The sequence below is a fragment of the Sorangium sp. So ce426 genome, from assembly GCF_051475585.1.
Lineage (GTDB): Bacteria > Myxococcota_A > Polyangia > Polyangiales > Polyangiaceae > Sorangium > Sorangium cellulosum_B.
On record NZ_CP150341.1, the window covers coordinates 6,954,260 to 6,975,223 of the forward strand.

Annotated in this window: 19 protein-coding genes; 5 read left to right on the forward strand and 14 right to left on the reverse strand. The window is 73.2% G+C overall.

Features of this window, described 5'->3' with window-relative positions; translation table 11 throughout:
- The first annotated feature begins 411 nt into the window (after positions 1-411).
- Positions 412-1,452 (forward strand): hypothetical protein, encoded by a 1,041-nt coding sequence (locus tag WMF44_RS25885; protein ID WP_437292706.1) that lies wholly within the window; start codon positions 412-414, stop codon positions 1,450-1,452.
- Positions 1,453-1,532: 80 nt separating this feature from the next.
- Here the strand turns inward: WMF44_RS25885 and WMF44_RS25890 are convergent, their stop codons facing one another.
- Complete coding sequence (locus WMF44_RS25890) at positions 1,533-2,021, reverse strand: FHA domain-containing protein (RefSeq protein WP_437292707.1); 489 nt, start codon at positions 2,019-2,021, stop codon at positions 1,533-1,535.
- A gap of 399 nt (positions 2,022-2,420) precedes the next feature.
- Between WMF44_RS25890 and WMF44_RS25895 the strand changes: the two genes are divergently transcribed.
- Complete coding sequence (locus WMF44_RS25895; RefSeq protein ID WP_437292708.1) at positions 2,421-3,044, forward strand: RNA polymerase sigma factor; 624 nt, start codon at positions 2,421-2,423, stop codon at positions 3,042-3,044.
- Between the two features lie 6 nt (positions 3,045-3,050).
- Here WMF44_RS25895 and WMF44_RS25900 read toward each other — a convergent pair whose 3' ends face one another.
- The 13 genes from WMF44_RS25900 to WMF44_RS25960 all read right to left on the reverse strand — a co-directional run bounded on the left by WMF44_RS25900 (position 3,051) and on the right by WMF44_RS25960 (position 17,386).
- Positions 3,051-4,286, reverse strand: a complete 1,236-nt coding sequence (locus WMF44_RS25900; protein ID WP_437292709.1) for an RCC1 domain-containing protein — start codon at positions 4,284-4,286, stop codon at positions 3,051-3,053.
- A 53-nt stretch (positions 4,287-4,339) separates the two neighbouring features.
- Positions 4,340-5,380, reverse strand: coding sequence for a hypothetical protein (locus tag WMF44_RS25905; protein WP_437292710.1), 1,041 nt, complete (start codon positions 5,378-5,380; stop codon positions 4,340-4,342).
- Positions 5,380-6,450, reverse strand: a complete 1,071-nt coding sequence (locus WMF44_RS25910) for a FecR domain-containing protein (RefSeq protein WP_437292711.1) — start codon at positions 6,448-6,450, stop codon at positions 5,380-5,382. Before WMF44_RS25910 ends, WMF44_RS25905 begins: the two co-directional genes overlap by 1 nt.
- 107 nt (positions 6,451-6,557) lie before the next feature.
- Complete coding sequence (locus tag WMF44_RS25915; protein ID WP_437292712.1) at positions 6,558-7,850, reverse strand: pectate lyase family protein; 1,293 nt, start codon at positions 7,848-7,850, stop codon at positions 6,558-6,560.
- Between the two features lie 357 nt (positions 7,851-8,207).
- A complete protein-coding gene (locus WMF44_RS25920) occupies positions 8,208-8,855 on the reverse strand; it encodes a hypothetical protein (protein WP_437292713.1) in 648 nt (215 codons plus the stop codon).
- A gap of 104 nt (positions 8,856-8,959) precedes the next feature.
- Positions 8,960-9,667, reverse strand: a complete 708-nt coding sequence (locus WMF44_RS25925) for an SDR family NAD(P)-dependent oxidoreductase (RefSeq protein ID WP_437292714.1) — start codon at positions 9,665-9,667, stop codon at positions 8,960-8,962.
- A 122-nt stretch (positions 9,668-9,789) separates the two neighbouring features.
- On the reverse strand, positions 9,790-10,944 hold the full coding sequence (locus WMF44_RS25930) for a PAS domain-containing protein (protein WP_437292715.1): 1,155 nt from the start codon (positions 10,942-10,944) through the stop codon (positions 9,790-9,792).
- A gap of 99 nt (positions 10,945-11,043) precedes the next feature.
- Positions 11,044-11,769, reverse strand: a complete 726-nt coding sequence (locus tag WMF44_RS25935; RefSeq protein ID WP_437292716.1) for a zf-TFIIB domain-containing protein — start codon at positions 11,767-11,769, stop codon at positions 11,044-11,046.
- Between the two features lie 103 nt (positions 11,770-11,872).
- Positions 11,873-12,361: a hypothetical protein gene (locus WMF44_RS25940; protein WP_437292717.1), complete on the reverse strand. Its 489-nt coding sequence runs from the start codon at positions 12,359-12,361 to the stop codon at positions 11,873-11,875.
- A gap of 331 nt (positions 12,362-12,692) precedes the next feature.
- Positions 12,693-13,895, reverse strand: a complete 1,203-nt coding sequence (locus WMF44_RS25945) for an ABC transporter permease (RefSeq protein WP_437292718.1) — start codon at positions 13,893-13,895, stop codon at positions 12,693-12,695.
- A complete protein-coding gene (locus WMF44_RS25950; protein ID WP_437292719.1) occupies positions 13,889-14,620 on the reverse strand; it encodes an ABC transporter ATP-binding protein in 732 nt (243 codons plus the stop codon). Before WMF44_RS25950 ends, WMF44_RS25945 begins: the two co-directional genes overlap by 7 nt.
- 1 nt (position 14,621) lies before the next feature.
- Positions 14,622-15,872: an efflux RND transporter periplasmic adaptor subunit gene (locus tag WMF44_RS25955; protein WP_437292720.1), complete on the reverse strand. Its 1,251-nt coding sequence runs from the start codon at positions 15,870-15,872 to the stop codon at positions 14,622-14,624.
- A complete protein-coding gene (locus WMF44_RS25960; protein ID WP_437292721.1) occupies positions 15,869-17,386 on the reverse strand; it encodes a TolC family protein in 1,518 nt (505 codons plus the stop codon). Before WMF44_RS25960 ends, WMF44_RS25955 begins: the two co-directional genes overlap by 4 nt.
- A gap of 116 nt (positions 17,387-17,502) precedes the next feature.
- Between WMF44_RS25960 and WMF44_RS25965 the strand changes: the two genes are divergently transcribed.
- From WMF44_RS25965 to WMF44_RS25975, 3 genes are all read left to right on the forward strand, one after another.
- On the forward strand, positions 17,503-18,249 hold the full coding sequence (locus WMF44_RS25965) for a response regulator transcription factor (protein WP_437292722.1): 747 nt from the start codon (positions 17,503-17,505) through the stop codon (positions 18,247-18,249).
- Between the two features lie 25 nt (positions 18,250-18,274).
- Positions 18,275-19,630, forward strand: coding sequence for an ATP-binding protein (locus tag WMF44_RS25970; RefSeq protein ID WP_437292723.1), 1,356 nt, complete (start codon positions 18,275-18,277; stop codon positions 19,628-19,630).
- A gap of 111 nt (positions 19,631-19,741) precedes the next feature.
- Positions 19,742-20,962, forward strand: a complete 1,221-nt coding sequence (locus WMF44_RS25975) for an AAA family ATPase (protein ID WP_437292724.1) — start codon at positions 19,742-19,744, stop codon at positions 20,960-20,962.
- Positions 20,963-20,964 lie beyond the last annotated feature (2 nt).

Consider the following 20,964-nt stretch of genomic DNA (forward strand, 5'->3'; position numbering starts at 1 on the left):
GAAGGTCGGCGAGCGACACCTGCTTCAGGTCCCCGCGCTGGACCACGATGACCGATAACAGGGCACCGCGACGAGCGCCAGACGAAAGACCCCCGCGCCAGCCGCCACGCCGCGTCCCTTGCGTGCCCCTTGCGCGTCCCTTGCGTGCCCCTTGCGTGCCCCTTGCGCGTCCCTTGCGTGCCCGTTGCGCGTCCCTTGCGTGCCCGTTGCGCCCGTTGCGCCGTGTTCGCGCTTCGACGCACGCGGCCTTTGCGCTAGCGTTCCGCTCTCGGTTCCTCGCGGTTCCTCGCGGTTCCTCGCGGTTCCTCTGGTTCCTCGCGGTTCCTCTCTGTTCCTCTCGGTTCCGGTCTCGCCCTCGCTCCCAGGTCGTCGAGCGTGCCGGCTGGAGCGCCCTCGCGAACAGGTGCCCTGATGTCCTCCGTGCCAGCCCCCAAGAAGAAGCGGTCCAAGAAGAGCGCGCGCTCGCTGCCTCGCAGGGACGAGGAGTGGATCGGCGGCTTCTTCTCCCTGCGCGCGTTCGTGCACGAGGGCGACGACGCGTACCGCCCCGAGGCGGTCGTCTGGATGACCGAGCGCGGCTTCGTCCTGAGCTGCGCCGCGCTGCGCCCCGGCGACGTCGTGACGGGCGCGGTCGACAGCTTCGAGGCCGCCGCCAGAGGTCCCCTGGAGGGCAAGCCGCGGCTGCCCGAGCGCGTGCGCGTGGCCTCGCCGGCGCTCGCGGAGGCCCTGCGGGCGCGGCTCGGCCCGGAGGTCGAGGTCCGCGTCGCGCCCACGCCGGAGATCGACGTCGTGGCCGAGGACCTGGAGGCGCACCTCGGCGCGCGGGACGGCCGCCTGACGCCGAGCTTCCTCGGGGGCGGCATCGAGGCGCCGGCGATGGCCTCGTTCTTCCGCGCGGCGGCCGCGCTCTACCGCGTGACGCCCTGGAAGGCGGTGCCCAGCGACGCCGACATCATGGCGCTGTCGATCCCGTCGCTCGGCGCGCGCGATCTCGCGCTGTGCGTCGTCGGGCAGGCTGGCCAGAGCCACGGCGTCCTCCTGTTCGAGAGCGCGCGCGGGTTCGCGCTCTACCTGGCCGAGACCGCCAAGCTCCCGGACGCGCCGCCCGCGTCGCTGCCGGCGAGCTTCTTCTCGCTGAGCTTCGATCGCGCGAGCGACCTGCACCCCGCGCTGCGCGCCGAGGTCGCCGAGCAGCGCTGGGAGCTGGCCGACCCGGACGCCTACCCCACGCTCGCGATGGTCGACGAGGACCTCATCGGCCGCAAGCCGACGCCGAAGGAGCTCACCGCCTCCGAGGCGCTCGCGCTCGGCCTGGTCGAGCTGATGAAGCGGCGCAAGGAGGTCACGAGGGCGTTCCGCGGCGGCGACCCGGTGGAGGCGAGCTACGTCGTGGAGACGCACGCGGGCCCGGTGGAGGTGCTCTTCCGCGCGCCCCACCCGGAGCGGAGCTGATCCCGGCGCCGGCGCCGGCGATCATCAGTCAGGGCTCGGGCGATCCGACGGGCGAGCGCAGCAGCGGGGAAGCCCCGCCCTCAGCGAGCGACGAGCCGGTAGAGATCGGCGTTCACGATGAACTCGCAGAGGACGTTGCCGAGCTGGAGCATGTCGCCGCTGCGGAGAGGCACGCCGTCCCCGGACGGCGCCAGGAGCCGGTCGTTCAGGAAGGTCCCGTTGGTGCTCTTTCTCGCGTGGAGCATCGGGGTGTCCGCGACCAGCACCGAGATGTGGGCGTGGACCTTGGACACGGACGCGTCGCGGAGCACGACATCGCTGTTCAGCGCCCGCCCGATGAGGATGCGATCCTGCCAGGGGCTCTCGGGGCGCTTCGCCACCGGCAGGAGCTCGCAGCCGTGCGACGTGGCGATCATCCCCGACGAGATCCGGTGACGGGACGAGATCGGCTGGCCGCTCATGCCAGGCGAGGTCCCGGCGACGAGGGTCTTGAACGACGGAGGAGGTTGGTCATCGGGGCCGAGCTCCCGGAGCAGCCAGGCGTGCGGGTACTTCCGATCGAACGCCATCCGTGAAATCGCCCGGCTCTGAGCACAAAGCGCCGCGAAGGTCAACATGACGAGATCTTCCCCCAGGTTCCGGGCCGTTCGAGAGAGCCGAGCTCCCCGAGCGGCGCATCGCCCAATTCGGCGGGGCCCGATAGGCCCTTATACATCAGGAGACGACGGAATCACCGGACGCCACGAGACACCTTCGAGACGACCCCCGGCGCTGAACGGACTACATCGTCGGCGCTCGCCACACTCGGCTCCCGCGCGGGCAGCTCCGCCGTGCGACGCGCCGCTTCTCCCGTGCCGACGGGACCTCCCGGAAGCTCTCCGGATCGGGAAGCGTCAGGCGGCGCACCACGCCCCTCCCCTGAGCTCACAGTTCGTCCGGCGACGATCCCCTATTGTATATCGTCCGTCGTGAGCCAGAGTCCGCCCAGCGCACGCGGGAGCGCGACGACGCCAGGCGCGCCGCCCGCGGCCAAGGCGGGCCCCTCCGACGCGGAGCTCGTCCTGGCCGCGCGCGCGGGGGAGCGCTGGGCGCAGGAGGCCCTCTTCCTGCGGCACGTGCCGTACGTCTCGGGGATCCTCTGGCGCCTGATCCCGAACCGCGCGGACCTCGACGACGTGGTGCAGGACGTGTTCTTCACGGCGTTCGTCTCCCTCCACAAGCTCGAGAACCCCCAGGCCTTCGCCTCGTGGATCGCCTCGATGGCGGTGCGGCTCACGCACAAGCAGCTGCGGCGCCAGCGCATCGCCGAGCGGCTCGGGCTCGCGCGCCGCGGGGAGGTGTCGTTCGACGACGTCGTCGGCGCGGACTGCCCGCAGGACGTCGCCGTCGAGGTGCGGCAGCTCTACGCGCAGGTCGAGGCGCTCCCGGTCGCCGAGCGGGTCGCCCTCCTGCTCCGGCGCGTCGAGGGCATGTCGCTGGAAGAGGTCGCCGAGGCGACGGGCGCGTCGCTCGCGACCGTCAAGCGGCGCATCGCGGCCGCCGAGGAGCGCCTCTCGGCGCAGGCCGGGCGCCCGCGCAAGCCGGGCGCGTGACGGCGCTCACGGCGCGCCCGCGACCGGCGTGAAGACGAGGCGCCGATCGAGGTCTCCGGCGCCGAGCTGGCCGCGATCGTTGAGCCCGGCGCACAGGACCGCGCCGTCGCGCTTCCGCGCGCACGTGTGGTGCCGCCCGGCCGCGACCGACGCCCAGTCGGAGGCGTCGCCGACGCGCACCGGCGTCGTGTGATCGCTCATGTCGCCCAGGCCGAGCTGGCCCTCCAGGTTGTAGCCCCAGCAGTAGAGCTCGCCGTTCGCGCGCACGCCGCACGTGTGGAAGGTGTCGATCGAGAAGCTCACCCAGTCGTCGAGCGCGCCGACGCGCGCCGGCGCCCGGAGGATCTCCTCGTGCCCGACGCCCGCCTCGCCGAACGAGTTCTCGCCCCAGCAGTACAGCGCGCCCTCGTGGCCTCCGCGTCCTGCGTCGCGCAGCCCGCAGGCCCCGTTCTGGCCGGTGCGGACGTCGATCCAGTCCGCGGCGTCGCCGACGCGGCGCGGATCGCGCAGCTGTATCTCGGCGTCGTCGCCGAGGCCGAGCTCACCCCTGGAGTTGCGCCCCCAGCAGTAGAGGTGGCCCGGCGCGCGGATACCGCAGCTGTGGCCCTGGCCGCCGTCGACGAGCGTCCAGTCGTTCGCCGACCCGACGCGCGTGGGCTGGTCGCGGTCGACGCCATCCTCGGGGAAGGGATCGTCGAGGCCGAGCTGGCCCTCCTCGTTGTCGCCCCAGCACCAGAGCGCCGCATCGACGTCCACCCCGCACGTGTGCAGGTACGTGCTCCCGATCTGCGCCATCCGCGCCGCGCTGCTGACCAACGCCGGCGTGACCTGGGAGGCAGCGGACCCGATCCCGAGCTGCCCCTCGCCGTTCGCGCCCCAGCACCACAGGCTGCCGTCGAGCCGCCTCGCGCAGCTGTGGAGCTCGCCGATGGCGCTCTCGGCCCAGCCGTCGCCCTCGACCGCGGCCGGGGTGGTCCGGTCCTCCGTGTCCCCGACGCCGAGCTGCCCCGCGTCGTTGGCCCCCCAGCAGGAGAGCCGCCCGCCCTGGATGACGCACGTGTGGTACGGGCCCGCGACGAGGCCGTCGACGCGCAGGACGGTGTCCTCGGCAGCGCCGCCCGCGCCGGCGCCCGCTGCACCGGCGCCGCCCGCACCCGCTGTTCCAGCGGCGCCGGCGCCGCCCGCGCCGGCGCCGCCCGGCCCCGCCTCGAGGACGACGCCGCTCTGGGTGCACGCCCCCACGGCGACGGCGACGGCGATCGCGCGCCACGCCCGCGGCCGCGTCGAGCGCCGAGTCAGAACACCACCCCAGCGCCCAGCGCGGCGAGCACGCCTGGGCCGCCCGTGCTCGTGACGACCGCGTCGCCCGCGAGCGCCTCCACCCTCATGAAGGGCGCGAGCGCGCCGACGCTCGCGCCGAAGCGCACGGGCCGCACGTCGACGTCCGCGGTCACGCCGAGCGCGCCGAACGCGCTCGGCCCCCCGAAGCGCGACGCCGACGCGCCCTCCTCGGCGCGCCCCTCGAACAGCACGTAGCCAACCTCGACGGCCGCCTCGAAGCCGAGCCGGGCGCGCCCCGTCCGCGCGACGTACGCCGACAGCGAGGCGCCGCCGCCCGCGGCGTGCCCGAGCACCGTCCCGAGCGCGGCGGACGCGGGCAGCGCCTCGCGCGCGTACACGAACACCGAGCCAGCGAGCCAGGGCAGCACGTCCCGGCGGAGGAAGAGCGCGCCCCCGAGCTGCACCTGGCCGCCGCCGTACGCGGCCACCGTCGCGCGCACGCCGATCTCGTTCGCGCGCCGATCCGCTCCGCCGCCCGCGCCCGGCGCCTCGCGGACCCCGCCCGCGGGCGCCGGCGCCGCCGTCGGCGCCGGCGCGGCGCTCGCCATCGCGGCCCGCCGCCTCAGCGTGGGCTCGACCCAGCTCGCCCGGAGGAGCTCGTCGGCGGCGATCGCGAGCGCGAGCGCGCGGCCGTCGTCCTTCAGCCCGGCCACGTCCACCGTGCGCTCGAGGCGCTTCTGGGTCACGGCATCGTCGATGTGGACCGCGGCGACGCCTTCCGGCGAGATGCGGATGGTCACGCGCGCGATCGCCCGCTCGCGCCCCGCGCCGCGCGCGTCGGGCGAGGCGCCCGCCTCGAGCCGCGCGCAGAGGTCGGTGCGGGCGAGCTCGGCGGCCAGGTCCACGAAGATCGCGCGCTCGAGCTCCGGCGTCGCGCCCTCGACGAGCACGGCGATCGGCGGCGCATCGCCGCCGCAGGCGTCTCCCTCGGCGCGCGCGACCCCGGCGGAGGCGGCGAGGAGGGCCGGGAGCACGAGCCCGCGCCCCGCCGCCATCACCGCGGCGCGCAGGCGGCCTTCACGGCGGCGACGTGGACGCCGCTCGGGTAGGTCGTGAGGTAGCGACGTCGGGCCTCTTCGCACGCGGCTCGTTTCCCCTGGCCATCGTAGAGCCGGACGAGGCGGGCGAGCGCATCTTCGTGGACCGACGAGCCTGCCGCCGACGAGGCGGCGGTCTTGAGCGCGTCCTCGGCGTTCGTGCCCTGGCCTCGCTCCATCTCGATGCGGCCGAGCTCGAGCGCCGCGATCTGCGCGCGCGCGTCGCCGGGGTGCCTCGCAACGAGCTGCCGGTACAGCGTCGCGGCGCGCGCGAGATCCCCTGCCCGCCGCGCCTGGTTGGCCGCCTCGAAGAGCCTCTGCGCGGCGTCGGCGCTCGGCGCGGAGGGCGCGGCCGCCGCGCCCCCCTGCGCTGGCGCGGCAGGGACGCCCGTGGCGAGCGGCTGGGCGGGCGGGGGCTGGGCGGGCACCGCGTCCGCGGGCGGCTCCGCCTTCGCGGGCTCGAGCCTCGTCGACCACGACTCGCCCGCGTGCAGCCGCTTCACGTCGTCGGGCCGCGCGGGGTGACGGACCTCGACGATCCCCTTCGTCACCGAGACGGTGACCTCCTCCGTCGCCCCGTCGACGGCCACGCGGAACTCGGTGCCGACGACGCGGACCTCCACGCCGCGCGCCACGACGGTGAACGACCGCGCGGCGTCGGGGACGACCTCGAAGCGGGCCGCGCCCGAGCGCAGCGCGGTCGCCACGTGGCGCGGCTCGTCGCGCTGCACCTCGAGCTCCGCGCCCTGGTCGAGCGAGATCGTCGAGCCGTCCGCCAGGGACAGCACCGAGCCCACCGCCGCGACAGCGGCCGGCGGCGCGCTGGACGAGCCGCCGCGCGCCCCCACCCACAGCGCGGCCGCCCCCAGGGCGAGCGCTCCGGCGAGCGAGCCGGCCCAGAGCCACCGGCGGCCATGGCGAGCGCCCCGGGCCTCGAGCCGCTCCTCGATGCGCTGCCACTGGCGCGCCACGCTCCCCTGGGTGAGGGGCGGTCGCACCCAGGCGCGGAGGGGCGGCTCGGGGTTCATGCTCCCTATGTACCCCGACGGGCCGGGAATGGCTCAGCCGGCGGACGCGCGCTCGGCCGCGCTCCCGCCTGGAGCCGCCGGGACGAGGGGCGCGGCGGCGGCGGCGCTCAGGGCAGGTTCGCCAGCGGGTCCGTCTTGCCGACGCCCGCGTGCTCCAGGACGAGCGCCTTGACGGCGGCCGCGCGGTCGAGCGGGTACTCGTACGGCGCGGTCCAGGAGCAGTCTTCACCCGACGCCTGCGTCCCGGTGGTCTGCTCGAACACGTTGTCGATGCGGTGTGTACCGCCGGCCGGGCTGTCCAGGGTGGTGATGGGGTTCTTCACCTTGTAGAAGTGATTGCCCTCCACCCTCAGGCAGGCGCCGACCCGCGAGTTCACCCCCGACGTGGGGACGTCCTCGAAGTAGTTGTTGAAGACGTGCCCGTTGCCGCCGCGGTAGCTCGGGATGCGGGAGTTCACGTTGCGGAAGCGGTTGTGATGGAAGGTGATGCGGCGGTCGCTGTTGTCCTTGTCCGACGAGCCGACCAGCATGCCCTTCCAGTGGTCGTGCAGGTAGCTCCACGAGATCGTGATGTTCGAGGACTCGTGGGTCGCGTCGATGAGGCCATCGTACTTGTCCTTGTCGGAGTTCACGGCGGGGGACTCGGCCCAGAGCTCGCAGTGGTCGATCCAGACGTTGTGGCTCTCGTCCATGTGGATGCCGTCGCCGTTGCCGCTGCTGGCCAGCACGTGGTGAATCTTCAGGTTGCGGACGATGATGTTGGAGGCCCTCCTCAGATTGAGCCCGATCCCCTCCAGCTCTCCGCTCGACCCGACCCCCACGATCGTCTTGTCGGAGGTGACGTCCACGTCGTCGCCGCTACCGCTGATCTTGCCGGTGATCTGGATGATCAGGGCGCCGTCCCTCGCGGCCTCCCTCCTCAGGGCGTCGAGCGAGCTCACGGAGACGACCTGTCCGCCCTTGCCGCCGGTGGTGCCGTCGCCGGTCGTGGCATAGCCGTAGATCCTGAAGTCGACCGCGCCGGGGTCGCCGCCGCCGGCGCCGCTGCCCGAGCCGCCCGCGCCGCTGCCGGAGCCGCCGGTGCCTTCGTCCGAGCCGCCCGCGCCGCTGCTGGAGCCGCCGGTGCCTTCGTCCGAGCCGCCCTCACCGCTGCCGGAGCCGCCCTCGCCGCTGCCGGAGCCCCCGGTCCCGCCGCTGGAGCTGCCAGCGCCGCTGCCCGCGCCGGTCCCACCGGTCCCGGCGGCGCCGACGCTCGCCGTGGAGCCTGCGCTCCCGCTGCTCGTCGGCTGCCCCGCGTCGTCTTCCGGCTCTGACGTCTCCGAGCCGCACCCGACCACCGAAACGCCGAGGATGCCGAGCGCGAGCAGCGCAGCCCAAGCGACTCGAGATTCGCACTTCATGAGCAAGTCACCTTTCCGTGATGAGCCAAGGCCAAGCAGCTCGCGCGACGCGGGCGGAGACGCCGGACAGCACACAAGCCGTTCGCTGGAGCTTCACAGCAACACACATGCCATCAGTTCAGAACGAACCAGCCCTGTCAGGATCACACGGCTTCACCGCATTTCCCGCACGGATCTCTGCCGCGCCGCAGCTCTCCTCCGGAGCTCCCGGGCAGGCGCCGCGACCGAGGCTGTCAACCACCGGTTGACACGGTGGACACGTGCAACACCGCGTCATCAGCCCTGGCGCTGTACGATGCCCGCGATATCGAGCGCCGCGGCGTGGTCCCGTGCTCGGCTCCGCGGCGCCTCCCGGGATCAGGGGCCGATTCGAACGAGCTCGACCCAGTCGAGCCTCGCCGCGTCCTCGCGGCACCCGAACGAGACGATGTGCATGCCTGGATCGAGCGCGAACTTGAGCAGCAGCCCTGTCGCGTCCTTCGAGTCGTGAACGTAATCCTCGTGGAACTCGGTCCCGTTGAAGTCGTACCTGGTCCCGAGCTCCGGCTCATGGTCCACGCGGACCAGGAACGAGTTGTCCGTGCTCTCGTCGGGCCCCGTGGCGACCCTGGCCCTGATCTGGTACGTGCCGGCCTCGCCGATGTCGAACGAGCAGTCGACCCGGTCGCTCTCGCAATTCGCCTCCTCGGGGACCGCCACGTACGTCCCGCCGCTCGCCAGCGGGTCGTCCACGCGCTCGAAGCGGCCGGAGAGCTCGCAGTCCTCGGCCTCGATCCTGATCCTGAACGAGCTACTCCCGCCTCCCGCGGCCGCCGGCGAGGCGTCCCACGCGGCGGACAACCCCTCCAGCGAGCACGCGCAGGCCAGCACCGGCAAGAGCGCCGCCCAGCGCCCCCATCGCACCGCACGCGCGACGGCCGCCGTCGCGCGCGCCGTGGGAGCCTCCCCCGCGCCGCAGCCCGCGCGAGGTGTCGTGTCCGCCCCAGGTCCCGAGCTCTCGTTCATCTCCCACGACGCTAGCAAGACGCGCACCGGCGACGCGGCACAACTTGTCGAGCCGGCGCGATTCACGCGGGGCGCGCGGACGTCAGAAGCACGCCCCGCGCGTGTCAGCGCGCCGCGGGACGCGCGTAGTCCTGCGCGCGGAAGAGCACCCCGTGGACCTCGCCGTCGACCAGCGCCGGGACGAGCGCCCCGGGCAGCACCGACTCGACGTCGTTCGGCGCCTTCGGCCCGCCGAGATCGGTCCGCAGCCACCCCGGATCGAGGAGGTTCATCAGCACGCCCGTGCCGCGGAGCGAGGGCGCCATGTCGCGCACGAACTTGTCGAGCGCGGCCTTCGACGCCGCGTAGGCCATCAGCTCGGGCTGATCCTGGATCCCGGAGGTCACCTGCACGATTCGCCCGAAGCGCCGCTCCAGCATCGTCGGCAGCAGCCGGTACGTGATCCGTATCGGGCTGATGACGTTCACCTCGAAGCTGAGCCGGTAATCGTCCGCCGGCGTCTGCAGGTGCGAAGCGCGGAACGGCGTCATGATGGCGGCGTTGTTGAACAGGAGGTCGATCCCGCCCGACGCCGCGATGGCGTCGTCCAGCATGCGGTCGACCGCCGCCTGATCCGACAGCTCGCCCGAGACGGCGCTCACCCGGATCCCCTTGCCGGCGAGCTCCCCTTCGAGCTCGCGCGTGTGCGCCGCGTCGCGGCTGTGCAGGACGACGTTGCAGCCGAGGTCCGCGAGGCCGCGCGCGATCCGCTTTCCGATACCCCGGCTCGCGCCGGTGACCAGCGCCCACTTTCCACGAATTTCAAGCGTCATGGCGGCCTCTTATGGCAGAGGCCGTCCGGCCTGGCAGCTCGAAAAGCGCTGCGGCGGTCGCAGGCGCGCGGGGACGCCCTTTCGGGTGGCGCTGCTCCGGGCGGCGCCGCGCGCGCCGGCGCCTACGCCCGGCGCCGCGCGCCTCCACGCGCGCGCCTCCGGCTGACCTCCAGGCCGCGGCCGAGGCTGCGCAGGACGAGCAGCTCCTCGCCGAGGTCGACGTCGACGAGCGCGCGCGCGACCTCCGGGCGGACGCCGGTGAGGATCGGCCTGGAGCCGAGCAGCTGGATCGCGTGCGCCAGCCGCTCCAGGGCCGCGGCGCCGTCCGGATCGAGCGCCTCCGCGCCGGTGACGTCGAGGACCACATGGGACGCCCGCTGCGCCACGATCGCGGGGAGGAGCCGCTCTCCGAGCTCGCTGCCGCGCTCCGCGTCGAGCCGCCCGATGAGCGGCACCGCGAGCGTGCCCCGGCCGACGTCGAGGATCGGCGCGGAGAGGTTCAGGATCTGCCGCCGTTGCTCCTCCACGAGGGCGAGCGAGCGGTTCAGCTGGTCGATGAGCCGGCCCTGCTCCTCGACCTGCCCCTCGGCGCGCCGCTGCGCCGTGACGTCGAGCTGCTGCACGAGCACCGCGCGCGCGCCGGTCACGGGATCGGTCGTGGGGCGCGCCTCCACCTGGTGCCACCGCTCGCCGTCGGTCGTGACGACCCGCACCTCCCCTGCCCACGCCGCCTCGGCGTCGATCGCGCCGCGGACCGCCGCGCACACGCCCTCGTCCGGGAACGCCGCGTCGATCGCCGGCGCGTCGCCGAGGGCGCGCAGGGCCGCGGGGTTGTGGAAGAGCACCTTCCCCTCCCGGTCGACGAGGCTGACAAGCACCGACGAGTGGCGGACCGCCTCCACGCCGCGCACCATCGAGGCGCCGACGCTGGCGGCCTGGGGGAGCGCCTGGAACAGGATCGCGAGCCGCCCGTCATCGAGGTCGATCGGCTGCCCGTGGAGCGTCACGGTCGCGGGCGTCCCGCGCGGGTAGAGCGTCCAGTCTTCCAGCACCGTCTCCCCTTCCGCGAGGACGCGCAGGTAGCCGTCGAGCCGCGCGCGGACGGCCGGCGACAGGTCCGAGAGGTCGCGGGAGAGCAGCTCGGCGCGATCCGTCGCGTGCCAGAACTGGAGGGCCTTCGCGTTCACCCAGGGGAACCGGTGCCGGCCGTGGTCGTAGACCCAGGTCGGCAGGACGGACAGATCGAGCGCCGACAGGCGCTGGTCGAGGGACGTCATGTCGTGGCGGCACGTCATACGACGCCCCCGTCCGTCCTGCACGCCCCTTAACGTCTCTTCACCCGTCTCTTCACCGGTGCGGCCAGCGCGCGCGGACGCTCAGCGGGTGATCTGCCACAGGAGCTCGAGCAGCTCCTGCACGGCGGCCCGCCGGTTGTTCCAGCGGGATTCCCAGGACGAGGCGGCCACGACGGCGCTCGCCCGACGCGCCGCCTCCCTGGCGATCTCGGCTTCCCGGCGCGACCGCGCCTCTTCCTCGATCTGCTGCTGCCTCGCCCGCGCGGTGCCGCCCGACGCGGCGAAGGCAAGGAGCTGCGGGAGCTCGCCCCGGTCGAACCAGGTGCCGTGTTCCCTGCAGATGTCGACGATGATGCCGCTCTTGCCGGCGAAGTTCTTGCGGTTCATCCGCTGGCCGCACGCCGGGCACCGGACGTAGCGCACGCGGACGTCGACGTGCTCCGGCTGCCGCGGCGGCCTCGGCGCGCTCGTCCCATAGCTCTCCCGGCGCTCCAGGAGGTCCCGCAAGAGCGCGTGGTCGACGAGCTGGCCGCCGCACCGGCCGCAGTCGCGCAGGAGGCCGGCCGCGGCGCGGAACGCCGAGAAGGGCACGCCGCAATCGGCGCAGAGGAGCGCGTCGGGCTCGGGGATGGGCTCCAGGCCGAGCTCGTGCCCGCACCCGTCGCAGCGCTCCGCGTCGGGGAGGTTCAGCTGGTAGCAGCCGCCGCAGCGCACGGTGGCGAGCGGCCCCTGGCACCCCGGATAACAGCGCCCCTCCGCGTCGATCAGGAGGCCGCATCGCGGGCACGGGCTGCGATCGGCGCGCACCCTGGGAGTCTAGAGGCCCGGAGCGCTCACGAGAAGCGCGATGACAGGCGCCCTCGCTCCTGGCGCCGGCGCCGCCTTCACGTCGCCGGACGGATGATCGGGCTCAGCGCTGCCTGGCGGAGCGCATCCAGGGATGGGGATGGGAGCTCCGGGGGCGGCTGTGCGGCGGCGCGCTGGACCGGCGCACCTGCTTTCCGAGCTCCTCGAGGAGAACTCCCACGGCGGCGTCATCGTCCTGAAGCACGACGACATGGTCGTTGTTCTCCTCACGCAGGAGCCGGTTCACCTGGAGGGCGCCGACCGCCGTCCGCACGACGATGGCGACGCACGTGAACTCGCTGACGAGCATGCTGCGCGTGCGCATCGTCGCGGCCTCGAACGCCGGATCGTTGTTCATCGGAGCCCGGCGGAGGTCGATCAGGTGGCCGAGGCACCAGCGATCCAGCGATTCGTAGACCTTGAGCGCGTCGGAGTGGACCCGGATGAAATCGTCGGGTGACGGATAGGGGAGCTCGGAGCGGGTGCTGCGGACGATCGACATCTCCTGATCGAGGGTGACCGTCAGGTGGTCGTTCTGCAGCAGGACATCCATCCCACCACAGGATAGCGAGCCGGCGGCGCGCCGGCACTGAAAAGCAATGGCGAGCTCAGCGCTGCGCCGGCAAATGCTGCGTGATCGGCCAGAACGGACCGCCGCGCAGCGGCGTGGGTTCGGGTGTGCGTGGACCGATGTGCGGCCCAGAACCAGCGGCGTCTGCATTCCCTCGCGGTGGGCGCGGGCGGCGGGAACGAGCCTCCTTCATTCAGGCCAGCGAGTTCGGTTCTCGGGACGACGACCGGCGGTCATGTGTGTTGGTCATGTTGGTTGATCGTCCCGCACGCCCGAGACTCGCGCCTTCAACCCGTGCCGCCCCCATTGCCGCTCACTCGAACCGCAGCGCCTCCACCGGATCGAGCCTCGACGCGCGCCTCGCCGGCCCCACGCCGAACGTGATCCCGATGAGGATCGACACCCCGAGCGCCAGCCCGACCGCGTACGTCGGCACGATGGTGGCCCATTCCCCGAACCGCGACAGCAGCACCGCCGCGCCGTATCCCAGGCCCACCCCGGCCACGCCGCCCGCGAGCGACACGACGACCGCCTCGACAAGGAACTGCCGCAGGATGTCCCCGCGCCGCGCCCCCACCGCCATCCGCACGCCGATCTCGCGCGTCCGCTCCCGCACCGAGACAAGCATGATGTTCATGATCCCGATGCCACCCACGATGAGCGACACCGCCGCCACGCTGCCGAGCAGCATCGTGAAGGTGCCCGTGATCTGCCCCATCGTCGCCAGCATCTCGGCCTGCGACCGCACCTCGAAATCGCTCGCCTGATCCGCGCGCAGCCGGTGGCGCAGGCGCAGCAGCTGCTCCAGCTGCGCGATCACCGCGTCGGACCGCTCCTCGCTCGCCAGCTGCAGCGAGATCGTCGACAGGTGATCCTGCCCGAACAGCACCGACCGGTGCGTCGACAGCGGCACGAACACCCCGTCGTCCGGCGACCCCATGCCCGACCCCTTCTCCGTCAGCACCCCGACCACCCGGAACGCATTCCCGTTGATCTGGAGCCGCGTCCCGAGCGGCGAGGCCCCCGGATAGAGCTGCCGCGCGACATTTGCCCCGAGCACGACGACGCGCGCCCGCTGCTGCTCGTCCAGGTCGGAGAACGAGACGCCGCTCGCCACCGACAGCGAGCGGACCTCGAGGTACGCCGGCGTGATCCCCGTCACGGACGCGTTCAGGTTGCTCGCCATGTACCGCAGCTGCGCGCTGCCGCTCCGCTCCGGCGCGACCGCCGCCACGCCGTCGAGCCCCTTGAGCGCCTCGGCGTCGTCCTCGGTCAGCGTCTTCACCGTGCCCGACCGCACCCCGCTCGCCGACGCGGACCCCGGGCGCACCATCAGCAGGTTCGCGCCGAGCGACCGGATCCGCCCCTCGACGCTGCTGCGCGCGCCCTCCCCGATCCCGAGCACCGCCACGACCGCCGCCGTCCCGATGATCATGCCGAGCATCGTCAGCAGCGTGCGCAGGCGGTTCGAGGCGAGCGAGCGCCACGCGCTCTTCGCCGTCTCCTTGATCAGCATGCCGCCTCCATCTCGCCCGCGTGGAACGCCGACACCACGTCGGCCGAAGGCCCGTCGGCCACGATGTGCCCGTCCCTCATGTGGATGGCGCGCGAGAGCGACCGCGCCACGCCGAGGTCGTGGGTCACCATGATCAGCGTCGTCCCGTCCGCGTTCAGCGACAGGAGCAGCTCCAGCACGTCGCGCCCCGTCTTGCTGTCGAGCGCGCCCGTCGGCTCGTCGCACAGCAGGATCGACGGCCGCGTCACGATCGCCCGCGCGATCGCCACGCGCTGCCGCTGCCCGCCGGAGAGCTCCGACGGCAGGTGCCGCGCGCGCGCCGCGAGCCCCACGCGATCGAGCGCGCCCTCCGCGAGCGCGCGGCTGTTCTTCACCGCCCCGTAGAGCAGCGGCAGCTCGACGTTCTCCGCCGCCGTCATCCGCGGCAGCAGGTTGAAGCTCTGGAACACGAACCCGATGTGGCGGTTCCTGAGCGCCGCGAGCTCGTCGTCGTCGAGCTCCGCCACGTTGCGCCCCCCGAGCCGGTACGTGCCCTCCGTCGGCCGATCCAGGCACCCGAGGATGTTCAGCAGGCTCGACTTCCCGCAGCCGGAGGGCCCGATGATCGCGACCGACTCGCCCCGGCGCACCTCGAAGCCGATCCGGTCGACCGCCCGCACCGCGAGATCCTCGCGATCGGCGTGGTACACCTTCGAGAGCCCGCTCACGAGGACCGGGACGTCCATCTCAGCGCCCCCCTCGACCGGCGCCCATCCCCATGCCCATCCCCCGCATCGGGTTCTGGCCGCCGCCCTGCCGCTGCCCCTGCCCCTGCGGCCCCGCCGCGCTCGCGGCGGGCGCGCTCGCGAGCACGTCGTCGCCCTCGCTCAGGCCCTCGGTCACGACCATCCGCGAGCCGTCCGTCGCCCCGGTCTGGATCGGCCGCTCCTCTCCGCTCGCGAGCCGCACGAACCGCCGCTTGCCCTGCGACTGCACGGCCAGGAGCGGCACGAGCAGCACGTCCTTCTGCTCCGCGGTCACGATCTCCACGTCCGCGCTCATCCCCGACCGGAGCAGCGACGCGTCCTTGTCCTTGACGACGATCTCGACGTCGAACGTCACGACGCTCGACACCTCCTTGCCGAGCGGGCTCACCCGGTCGACGACGCCCTGGAACACCCGGTCCCCGTAGGCGTCGACGCGGATGTCGACCCGCTGCCCCGGCGCGACGCGCCCGATCTGCGCCTCGTCGATCGCGCCGACGATGCGCAGGTTCGACAGATCGGCGAGCGTCATCACGGCGCTGCCGCCGCTCACGTTGGTGAGCGCCGACGAGACGAGCGTCCCCTTCTCCACGGCCACGTCGAGCACCGTCCCGGCGATCGGCGCGTAGATCTGCGTCTCCTTGAGCCGCAGCTCGGCGTCCTGCACCGCCAGCTCGGCCGTCTTGAGCTGCGCCTGGGTCGCGTTCAGCTGCGCCCGCCGCAGCGTGATGTTGGCGCCCGCGACCTTCGTCGAGTGCGCCGCCGTGCGGGCCGCGTCCGTCGACCCGAGGCCCATCTCGGCGCTCTTCTCGGCGACCTCCTGGCTCGCCTGGCTGTTCTTGCGCTCGAGCTCGGCGACCGCGACCGACGCGTTCGCCGCGGCGAGATCGGCCTTCACGCGGTCGCGCGCCACGCGCGCCGCGGCGAGATCGCGCTCCGCGTCCGTCGGGTCCAGGCGCACGAGGAGCTGCCCTGCCTCGACCGTATCGCCCTCCTTCACGAGGACCTCGATGACCTGGCCCGGGGCGCGCGACTTCACCTCGACCTGCACGTCGGGCTCGATCTTCCCGGACGCGGCCGCGGTCTCGGTCAGGCTCCCGCGGCGGATCTCGACGGTCGGGCCGGCGGGGGTCTTCGCCGGCTGCTTGTACCAGGCGTACCCGCCGATCGCGAAGCTCGCCACGGTCAACGCGGCCACGCCGGACATCAGGTAGCGCTTCTTGTTCCTGTTCATGACGACCTCCTGGGCAGCACCGACGCGAAGCGGACGAGCAGCGCGCCCGTCTCGTGATCGAGCTGGAGGCGCGACGTCAGCTCCGTCACCGCCGCCCGCAGCCTGCGGAGCTCCGCCTCCCTCCGCGTCTGCTCCGCCTGCACCACGTCCGCCGACGTCGCGGTCCCGAGCGAGAGCCGCTGGCGCTCGGCCTCGGCCAGCTCGCCCGCCATGCGCGCCGTCTCGGTGGCCAGCGCGACCTGCTCGGCCGCGGCCTCGAGGCTCGCGCGCAGCGAGCTCACGTCGGCCGCGATCGCCTCGGCGCGCGCCTGGTACCGCGCCTCCGCGGCCGCGAGCTGCGTCCGCGCGCGGGCCGCGTCCGCGGACGCCCGCCCGCCGCCGAGCGGCAGCTCGATCTCGATCCCGCCCAGCACCCCGAACGCTGGCCGGCCGCCGGGCAGCGAGAGCCCTGGCAGGCCGTCGCGCACCCACTGCCCGTCCATCGAGGCCGTCGCGAACAGGTCGAGGCGGATCTGGTCCGCGTCCTCCGCCGCGCTCACCCGCGCGCGCTGCGCGTCGAGGTCGGCGCGCAGGGCCGCGAGCTCCAGGGACCGCTCGCTCGCCGCGCGCACGAGCGCGTCGGCCGACGGCAGGGCCCCGAGCGACGGCGGCGCGCCTGTCGGGGCGAGCGACGCCGCGCTCGCCGGGGTCATGCCGAGCGCGCGCCCGAGCGCGATGGCCCGCGCCGCGCGCGTCGCCCGCGCCTGCGACAGCGAATCCGCGATCGACGCGGCCGAGGTCGAGAAGCGCAGGACGTCCACCTTCGTGCCGGTGCCGAGGGTCTCGGCGCGCGCCTTCGCGTCGGCGCGCAGCCGCTCTGCGGCCGCGAGCGCCTGCTCCTGCACGAGGATCGCCTGCTCCGCGTACCAGAGCTCCCAGTACGCCCCGAGCACGTCGAGCGCGTTCTGGCTCGCCGCGAGCTCGCGCTCCTGCTCCGCGGCGACGGCCGACGCCTGCGCCTGCGCGTACGGCGCGAGGACCGCGTCGGTCCCGGCCCCCCGCAGGAGCGGCTGCCGCGCCGAGACGTACGCCTGCGCGCCGTAGTTCGGCCCCGGGGTCCCGTCCGCGGGCGAGCGCGCCGACGCGCCCACCTCGAGGCTCGTCCCGACGTCGGTCGTGTACCGCAGCGCCGCGTTCGACGCGACGGACGTGCCGCCAGAGCGCTGGAGCGCGCCGGCGCCGTTGCCCGGGGCGTCGCCGTTGGCGTCGGCGATCCTGCCGTAGGACTCCTGGTACTGTCCGGTGACCGAGGCCGAGAGCGTGGGCCTGCGGGCGCCTTCCTCGGCGGCGACAGCCTGCCGCGCCGCGGTGGCCTCGAGCAGCGCCGCGCGGAGGGACGGGTTCTGGGAGGCGGCGCGGCGGACCGCCTCCTCGGCGGTGAGCGTCTCGGCGCGCGCCGCGACGCTCAGCGAGCACGTGGCGGCGAGGGCGAGAGACGCCAGCCACGGCAAGGGAACGGAGCGAGAGAACGTCATGCGCCGCAAGCTAACGGGCAGTGTCTCAAGAGGTGTCCTGGTCGTGTAAAGATTCGTCAAGACGCCTCTTGACCAGGCCTTACACGGCGGTGCGACGGCCGCGCTACAGTCGCGACATGGCGGATCCGCCCCAGATCCTGGTCATCGACGACGACGCCGAGCTCTGCGAGCTCCTGGCCGAGCTGCTCGGTCAGGAGGGTTACGCGGTGGAGAGCGCGCGCGACGCGATCTCCGGCCTCGCGCGCGCGCAGGAGGAGAGGGAGAGGCCGTTCACGCTCGTCGTGCTCGACGTGATGCTGCCTGGGCTCAACGGGTTCGAGGTCCTGACGCGGCTGCGGCAGAGCTCACGCGTCCCCGTCCTGATGCTCACCGCGCGGGGCGAGGACGTCGACCGCATCGTCGGCCTCGAGATGGGCGCCGACGACTACCTGCCGAAGCCGTTCAACCCGCGCGAGCTGGTCGCCCGCGTGCGGGCGCTCCACCGGCGCGCCTCGCACGCTGGCGCGGCGGCTGGGCCGGGCGCGGCGGCCGGTCCTTCTACCGCCGAGGCGCAGGGCGCGCTGACGGTCGACGATCTCGAGGTGCTCCCCGCCGCGCGGCGCGTCCGTGTCCGTGGCGAGGAGGTCCGGCTCACCACGGCCGAGTTCGACCTGCTCGAGGTCCTGGCCCGGCAGGCGGGGACGGTGGTCTCGCGCGAGGATCTCGCGCGGCGCGTCCTCGGACGCCGGCTCGCGGCGTACGACCGCGGCATCGACATGCACGTCTCGAACCTCCGCCGCAAGCTCGGGCCTGGGCCGGGCGGCGGCGAGCGCATCAAGACGGTCCGCAACGCGGGCTACATCCTCGCGCGGGAGCGCGCGTGAAGCGCTTCGTCCCCGGAGGGCGGCCGTGAAGAGCCTCTTTTTGCGCCTCCTCGTCTCGCTGTGGCTCGCCATGGCGCTGCTCGTCGGCCTGCTCGCGGTGATCCACGGCTGGGCGTTCTCCGCCGAGCCGAGCGGGCTGCGCCGCCGCCTGAACACGCGCAGCGTCGAGCTCCGGGCGGAGGGCGCGCTCGCCTGCGCGCGGGACGGGCTCCCCGGCTGCGAGAAGGGCCTCGCGCCGCTCGATCCGCGGGATCAGCGCGTCGCGGTCTACCGGGCCGGCGCGCTCGTGATGGGCGAGCCCATCGAGGGCGCGCCGCTCGTCGAAGACAGGGCGAGGCGCTCGGCCGACGGCATCGCCATCGAGGTCGGCGAGGAGCGGGAGCTCGTCGCGGTCGTCCTGCGCCGCGACCCTGCGCTCGCCGCGGTCGCGGCCGGTCCCGTCCGGTCGCCGTGGATGTTCTTCATCGTGCCGGAGACGTTGCCCCAGCGGCTCCTCGCGATCGTCGCCGTCACCGGGCTCGTCGCGGTGCTCCTCGCGCGGTACCTGTCCCGTCCGATCCGCATCCTGCGCGGCGCCACGCAGCGGATGGCCGCGGGCGATCTCTCGGTGCGCGTCGCGCAGAAGCTCGCGGGCGCGGACGGCGAGACGCTGGCGCTCGGGCGCGACATGGACCGGATGGCCGAGCGCATCGACGAGCTCCTGGAGACGCAGCGCCGGCTCCTTCGCGACGTCTCGCACGAGCTCCGGTCGCCGCTCGCGCGGCTCAACATCGCGCTCGAGCTCGTCCGCCGGCGCTCGCCGCCGGATGTGGAGCCGGCGTTCGACCGGATCGAGCGGGAGACGGAGCGGCTCAACGGGATGATCGGCGAGCTGCTCACGCTGAGCCGCCTGGAGTCGGGCCGGGGCATGGAGCGCACCGAGCGGGTCGATCTCACGGCGCTCCTGGAGCAGCTGGTCGAGGACGCCGCGTTCGAGGCCGAGCAGCGAGGTTGCTCGGTCGAGCTCGGGGCGCGCGACGCGTGCTCGCTGGACGGGAACGAGGAGCTCCTCCGGCGCGCCATCGAGAACGTCGTGCGCAACGCGGTGCGCTTCACCGAGCCGGGCACCGCGGTCCGCGTCGATCTCGAGTGCTCCGGCGGGACGGCCGAGGTGCGCGTCCGCGACCGCGGCCCGGGCGTCCCCGAGGGCGCGCTCGGGGACCTCTGGAAGCCGTTCTACCGGGTCGACGACCACAGGGCGCGCGGCGCGGGCGGCACGGGGATCGGGCTGGCCATCACGCACCGCGCGGTGCGGATCCACGGCGGCGAGGTCGAGGCGAGGAACGCGGACGGCGGCGGCCTCGAGGTCGCGCTGCGGCTGCCGGTCGGCGCGGGGGGCTGAAGGGCGGAGAACAGAACCCGCTCGGTCGTCTCTTCCGCCAGCGTTTGGGTATATACCCACTCGGTACCCGAAGAACCTCGGCGGCGCGGCACGTGGCAGGCGGCGACAACCATGATCCAGCAGGTATCGTTCACCAACTTCAAATCCCTGCGCAGGGTTGATGCTCATCTCGGGCGCTTCATGGTCATCGTCGGGCCGAACGGTTCCGGCAAGACGAGCATCCTCGACGGCCTGCACTACCTGGCGCAGGCGACGCGAACTCCGCTCGCACGGATCATGCACGGAGCATTCGCCCCTTCGAACCTGAAAAGCCGCGGCACTGCCGGGCCCATGAAGCTCGCGGCTGCCGGTAGCTTCCATGATGTGAACGCGGAGGTTGGGATCGTCGTCGAGTGGGAGGACGACGTGAACGGCGACGCCAGGTGGCACGGGACCGTCGCTCGGCGCTGGGGTGATGCCGTCGAGGAGACCTCCGAGACAAAAGAGGGAGCGCTGCCCGTCAGGCCGATCGACCAGCAACAGAAGCGACAACGAGCCAGGAAAAACGCGCTGCGGGCACATGCTCTCCCCGAGATGGCGGAACTTGCGAGCGAACTCGGCTCCGCGCGCAAGCTCCGGCTGGACATCCTTGCGCTTGCGGCGCCGTCCTACAGCGAAGAAGAAGCGCCTCGCCTTGCGACGGATGGTAGCGACCTGGCTTCGGTGCTGGCGGACGCGGCAACGCGCACCCCCGAGGCGTTCCAGTCAATCCAGGAGGCAGCGTGCCGTGTGATTCCGACCCTTGAACGGATCCGCACGCGTCGCGCCAAGGTGCAGCGACAGGAATACCAAAAAATCCGCATCGACCGCGCCGAAGCGGTCGAGCGCTCCGTCGAGCGCGACTACTGGGGCCAGCAGCTCGTGCTCGATTTCAAGGGTGCTCCGGACGTCCCGGCGCCGCTCGCGAGCGAGGGCACCTTGCTCGTCATCGGCCTGCTGACCGCGCTGTGGATGGATCCCAAACCCAGGCTGCTGCTCCTAGACGACATCGACAAGGCGCTGCACCCGCGCGCGCAGGAGGAGCTGGTCTCGCAAATCCAGAAGATTCTGGAGATGACGCCCGATCTCCAGATTATCGCCACCAGTCACTCGCCCTACCTGCTGGATCATTTCGCTGCCCAGGACGTGCTCCTCACGGCGCTTTTGCCCGATGGTTCCACCGCGTGCGCCCCGCTCGCCGATCACCCCGATTTCGACCGGTGGAAGAACACGACACGCCCCGGCGAGTTCTGGAGCTTCGTCGGCGAGGACTGGGTCGCGCAGCGGGCGAGCGCACCTCAGGCGCACGAGTGAGC

Coding starts and splice junctions, on each gene's coding strand:
- WMF44_RS25885 (WP_437292706.1), top strand. CDS start 412: ATGTCCTCCGTGCCAGCCCCCAAGAAGAAGCGGTCCAAGAAGAGCGCG.
- WMF44_RS25890 (WP_437292707.1), bottom strand. CDS start 2,021: ATGGCGTTCGATCGGAAGTACCCGCACGCCTGGCTGCTCCGGGAGCTC.
- WMF44_RS25905 (WP_437292710.1), bottom strand. CDS start 5,380: ATGGCGGCGGGGCGCGGGCTCGTGCTCCCGGCCCTCCTCGCCGCCTCC.
- WMF44_RS25910 (WP_437292711.1), bottom strand. CDS start 6,450: ATGAACCCCGAGCCGCCCCTCCGCGCCTGGGTGCGACCGCCCCTCACC.
- WMF44_RS25915 (WP_437292712.1), bottom strand. CDS start 7,850: ATGAAGTGCGAATCTCGAGTCGCTTGGGCTGCGCTGCTCGCGCTCGGC.
- WMF44_RS25920 (WP_437292713.1), bottom strand. CDS start 8,855: ATGAACGAGAGCTCGGGACCTGGGGCGGACACGACACCTCGCGCGGGC.
- WMF44_RS25925 (WP_437292714.1), bottom strand. CDS start 9,667: ATGACGCTTGAAATTCGTGGAAAGTGGGCGCTGGTCACCGGCGCGAGC.
- WMF44_RS25930 (WP_437292715.1), bottom strand. CDS start 10,944: ATGACGTCCCTCGACCAGCGCCTGTCGGCGCTCGATCTGTCCGTCCTG.
- WMF44_RS25940 (WP_437292717.1), bottom strand. CDS start 12,361: ATGGATGTCCTGCTGCAGAACGACCACCTGACGGTCACCCTCGATCAG.
- WMF44_RS25945 (WP_437292718.1), bottom strand. CDS start 13,895: ATGCTGATCAAGGAGACGGCGAAGAGCGCGTGGCGCTCGCTCGCCTCG.
- WMF44_RS25950 (WP_437292719.1), bottom strand. CDS start 14,620: ATGGACGTCCCGGTCCTCGTGAGCGGGCTCTCGAAGGTGTACCACGCC.
- WMF44_RS25955 (WP_437292720.1), bottom strand. CDS start 15,872: ATGAACAGGAACAAGAAGCGCTACCTGATGTCCGGCGTGGCCGCGTTG.
- WMF44_RS25960 (WP_437292721.1), bottom strand. CDS start 17,386: ATGACGTTCTCTCGCTCCGTTCCCTTGCCGTGGCTGGCGTCTCTCGCC.
- WMF44_RS25965 (WP_437292722.1), top strand. CDS start 17,503: ATGGCGGATCCGCCCCAGATCCTGGTCATCGACGACGACGCCGAGCTC.
- WMF44_RS25975 (WP_437292724.1), top strand. CDS start 19,742: ATGATCCAGCAGGTATCGTTCACCAACTTCAAATCCCTGCGCAGGGTT.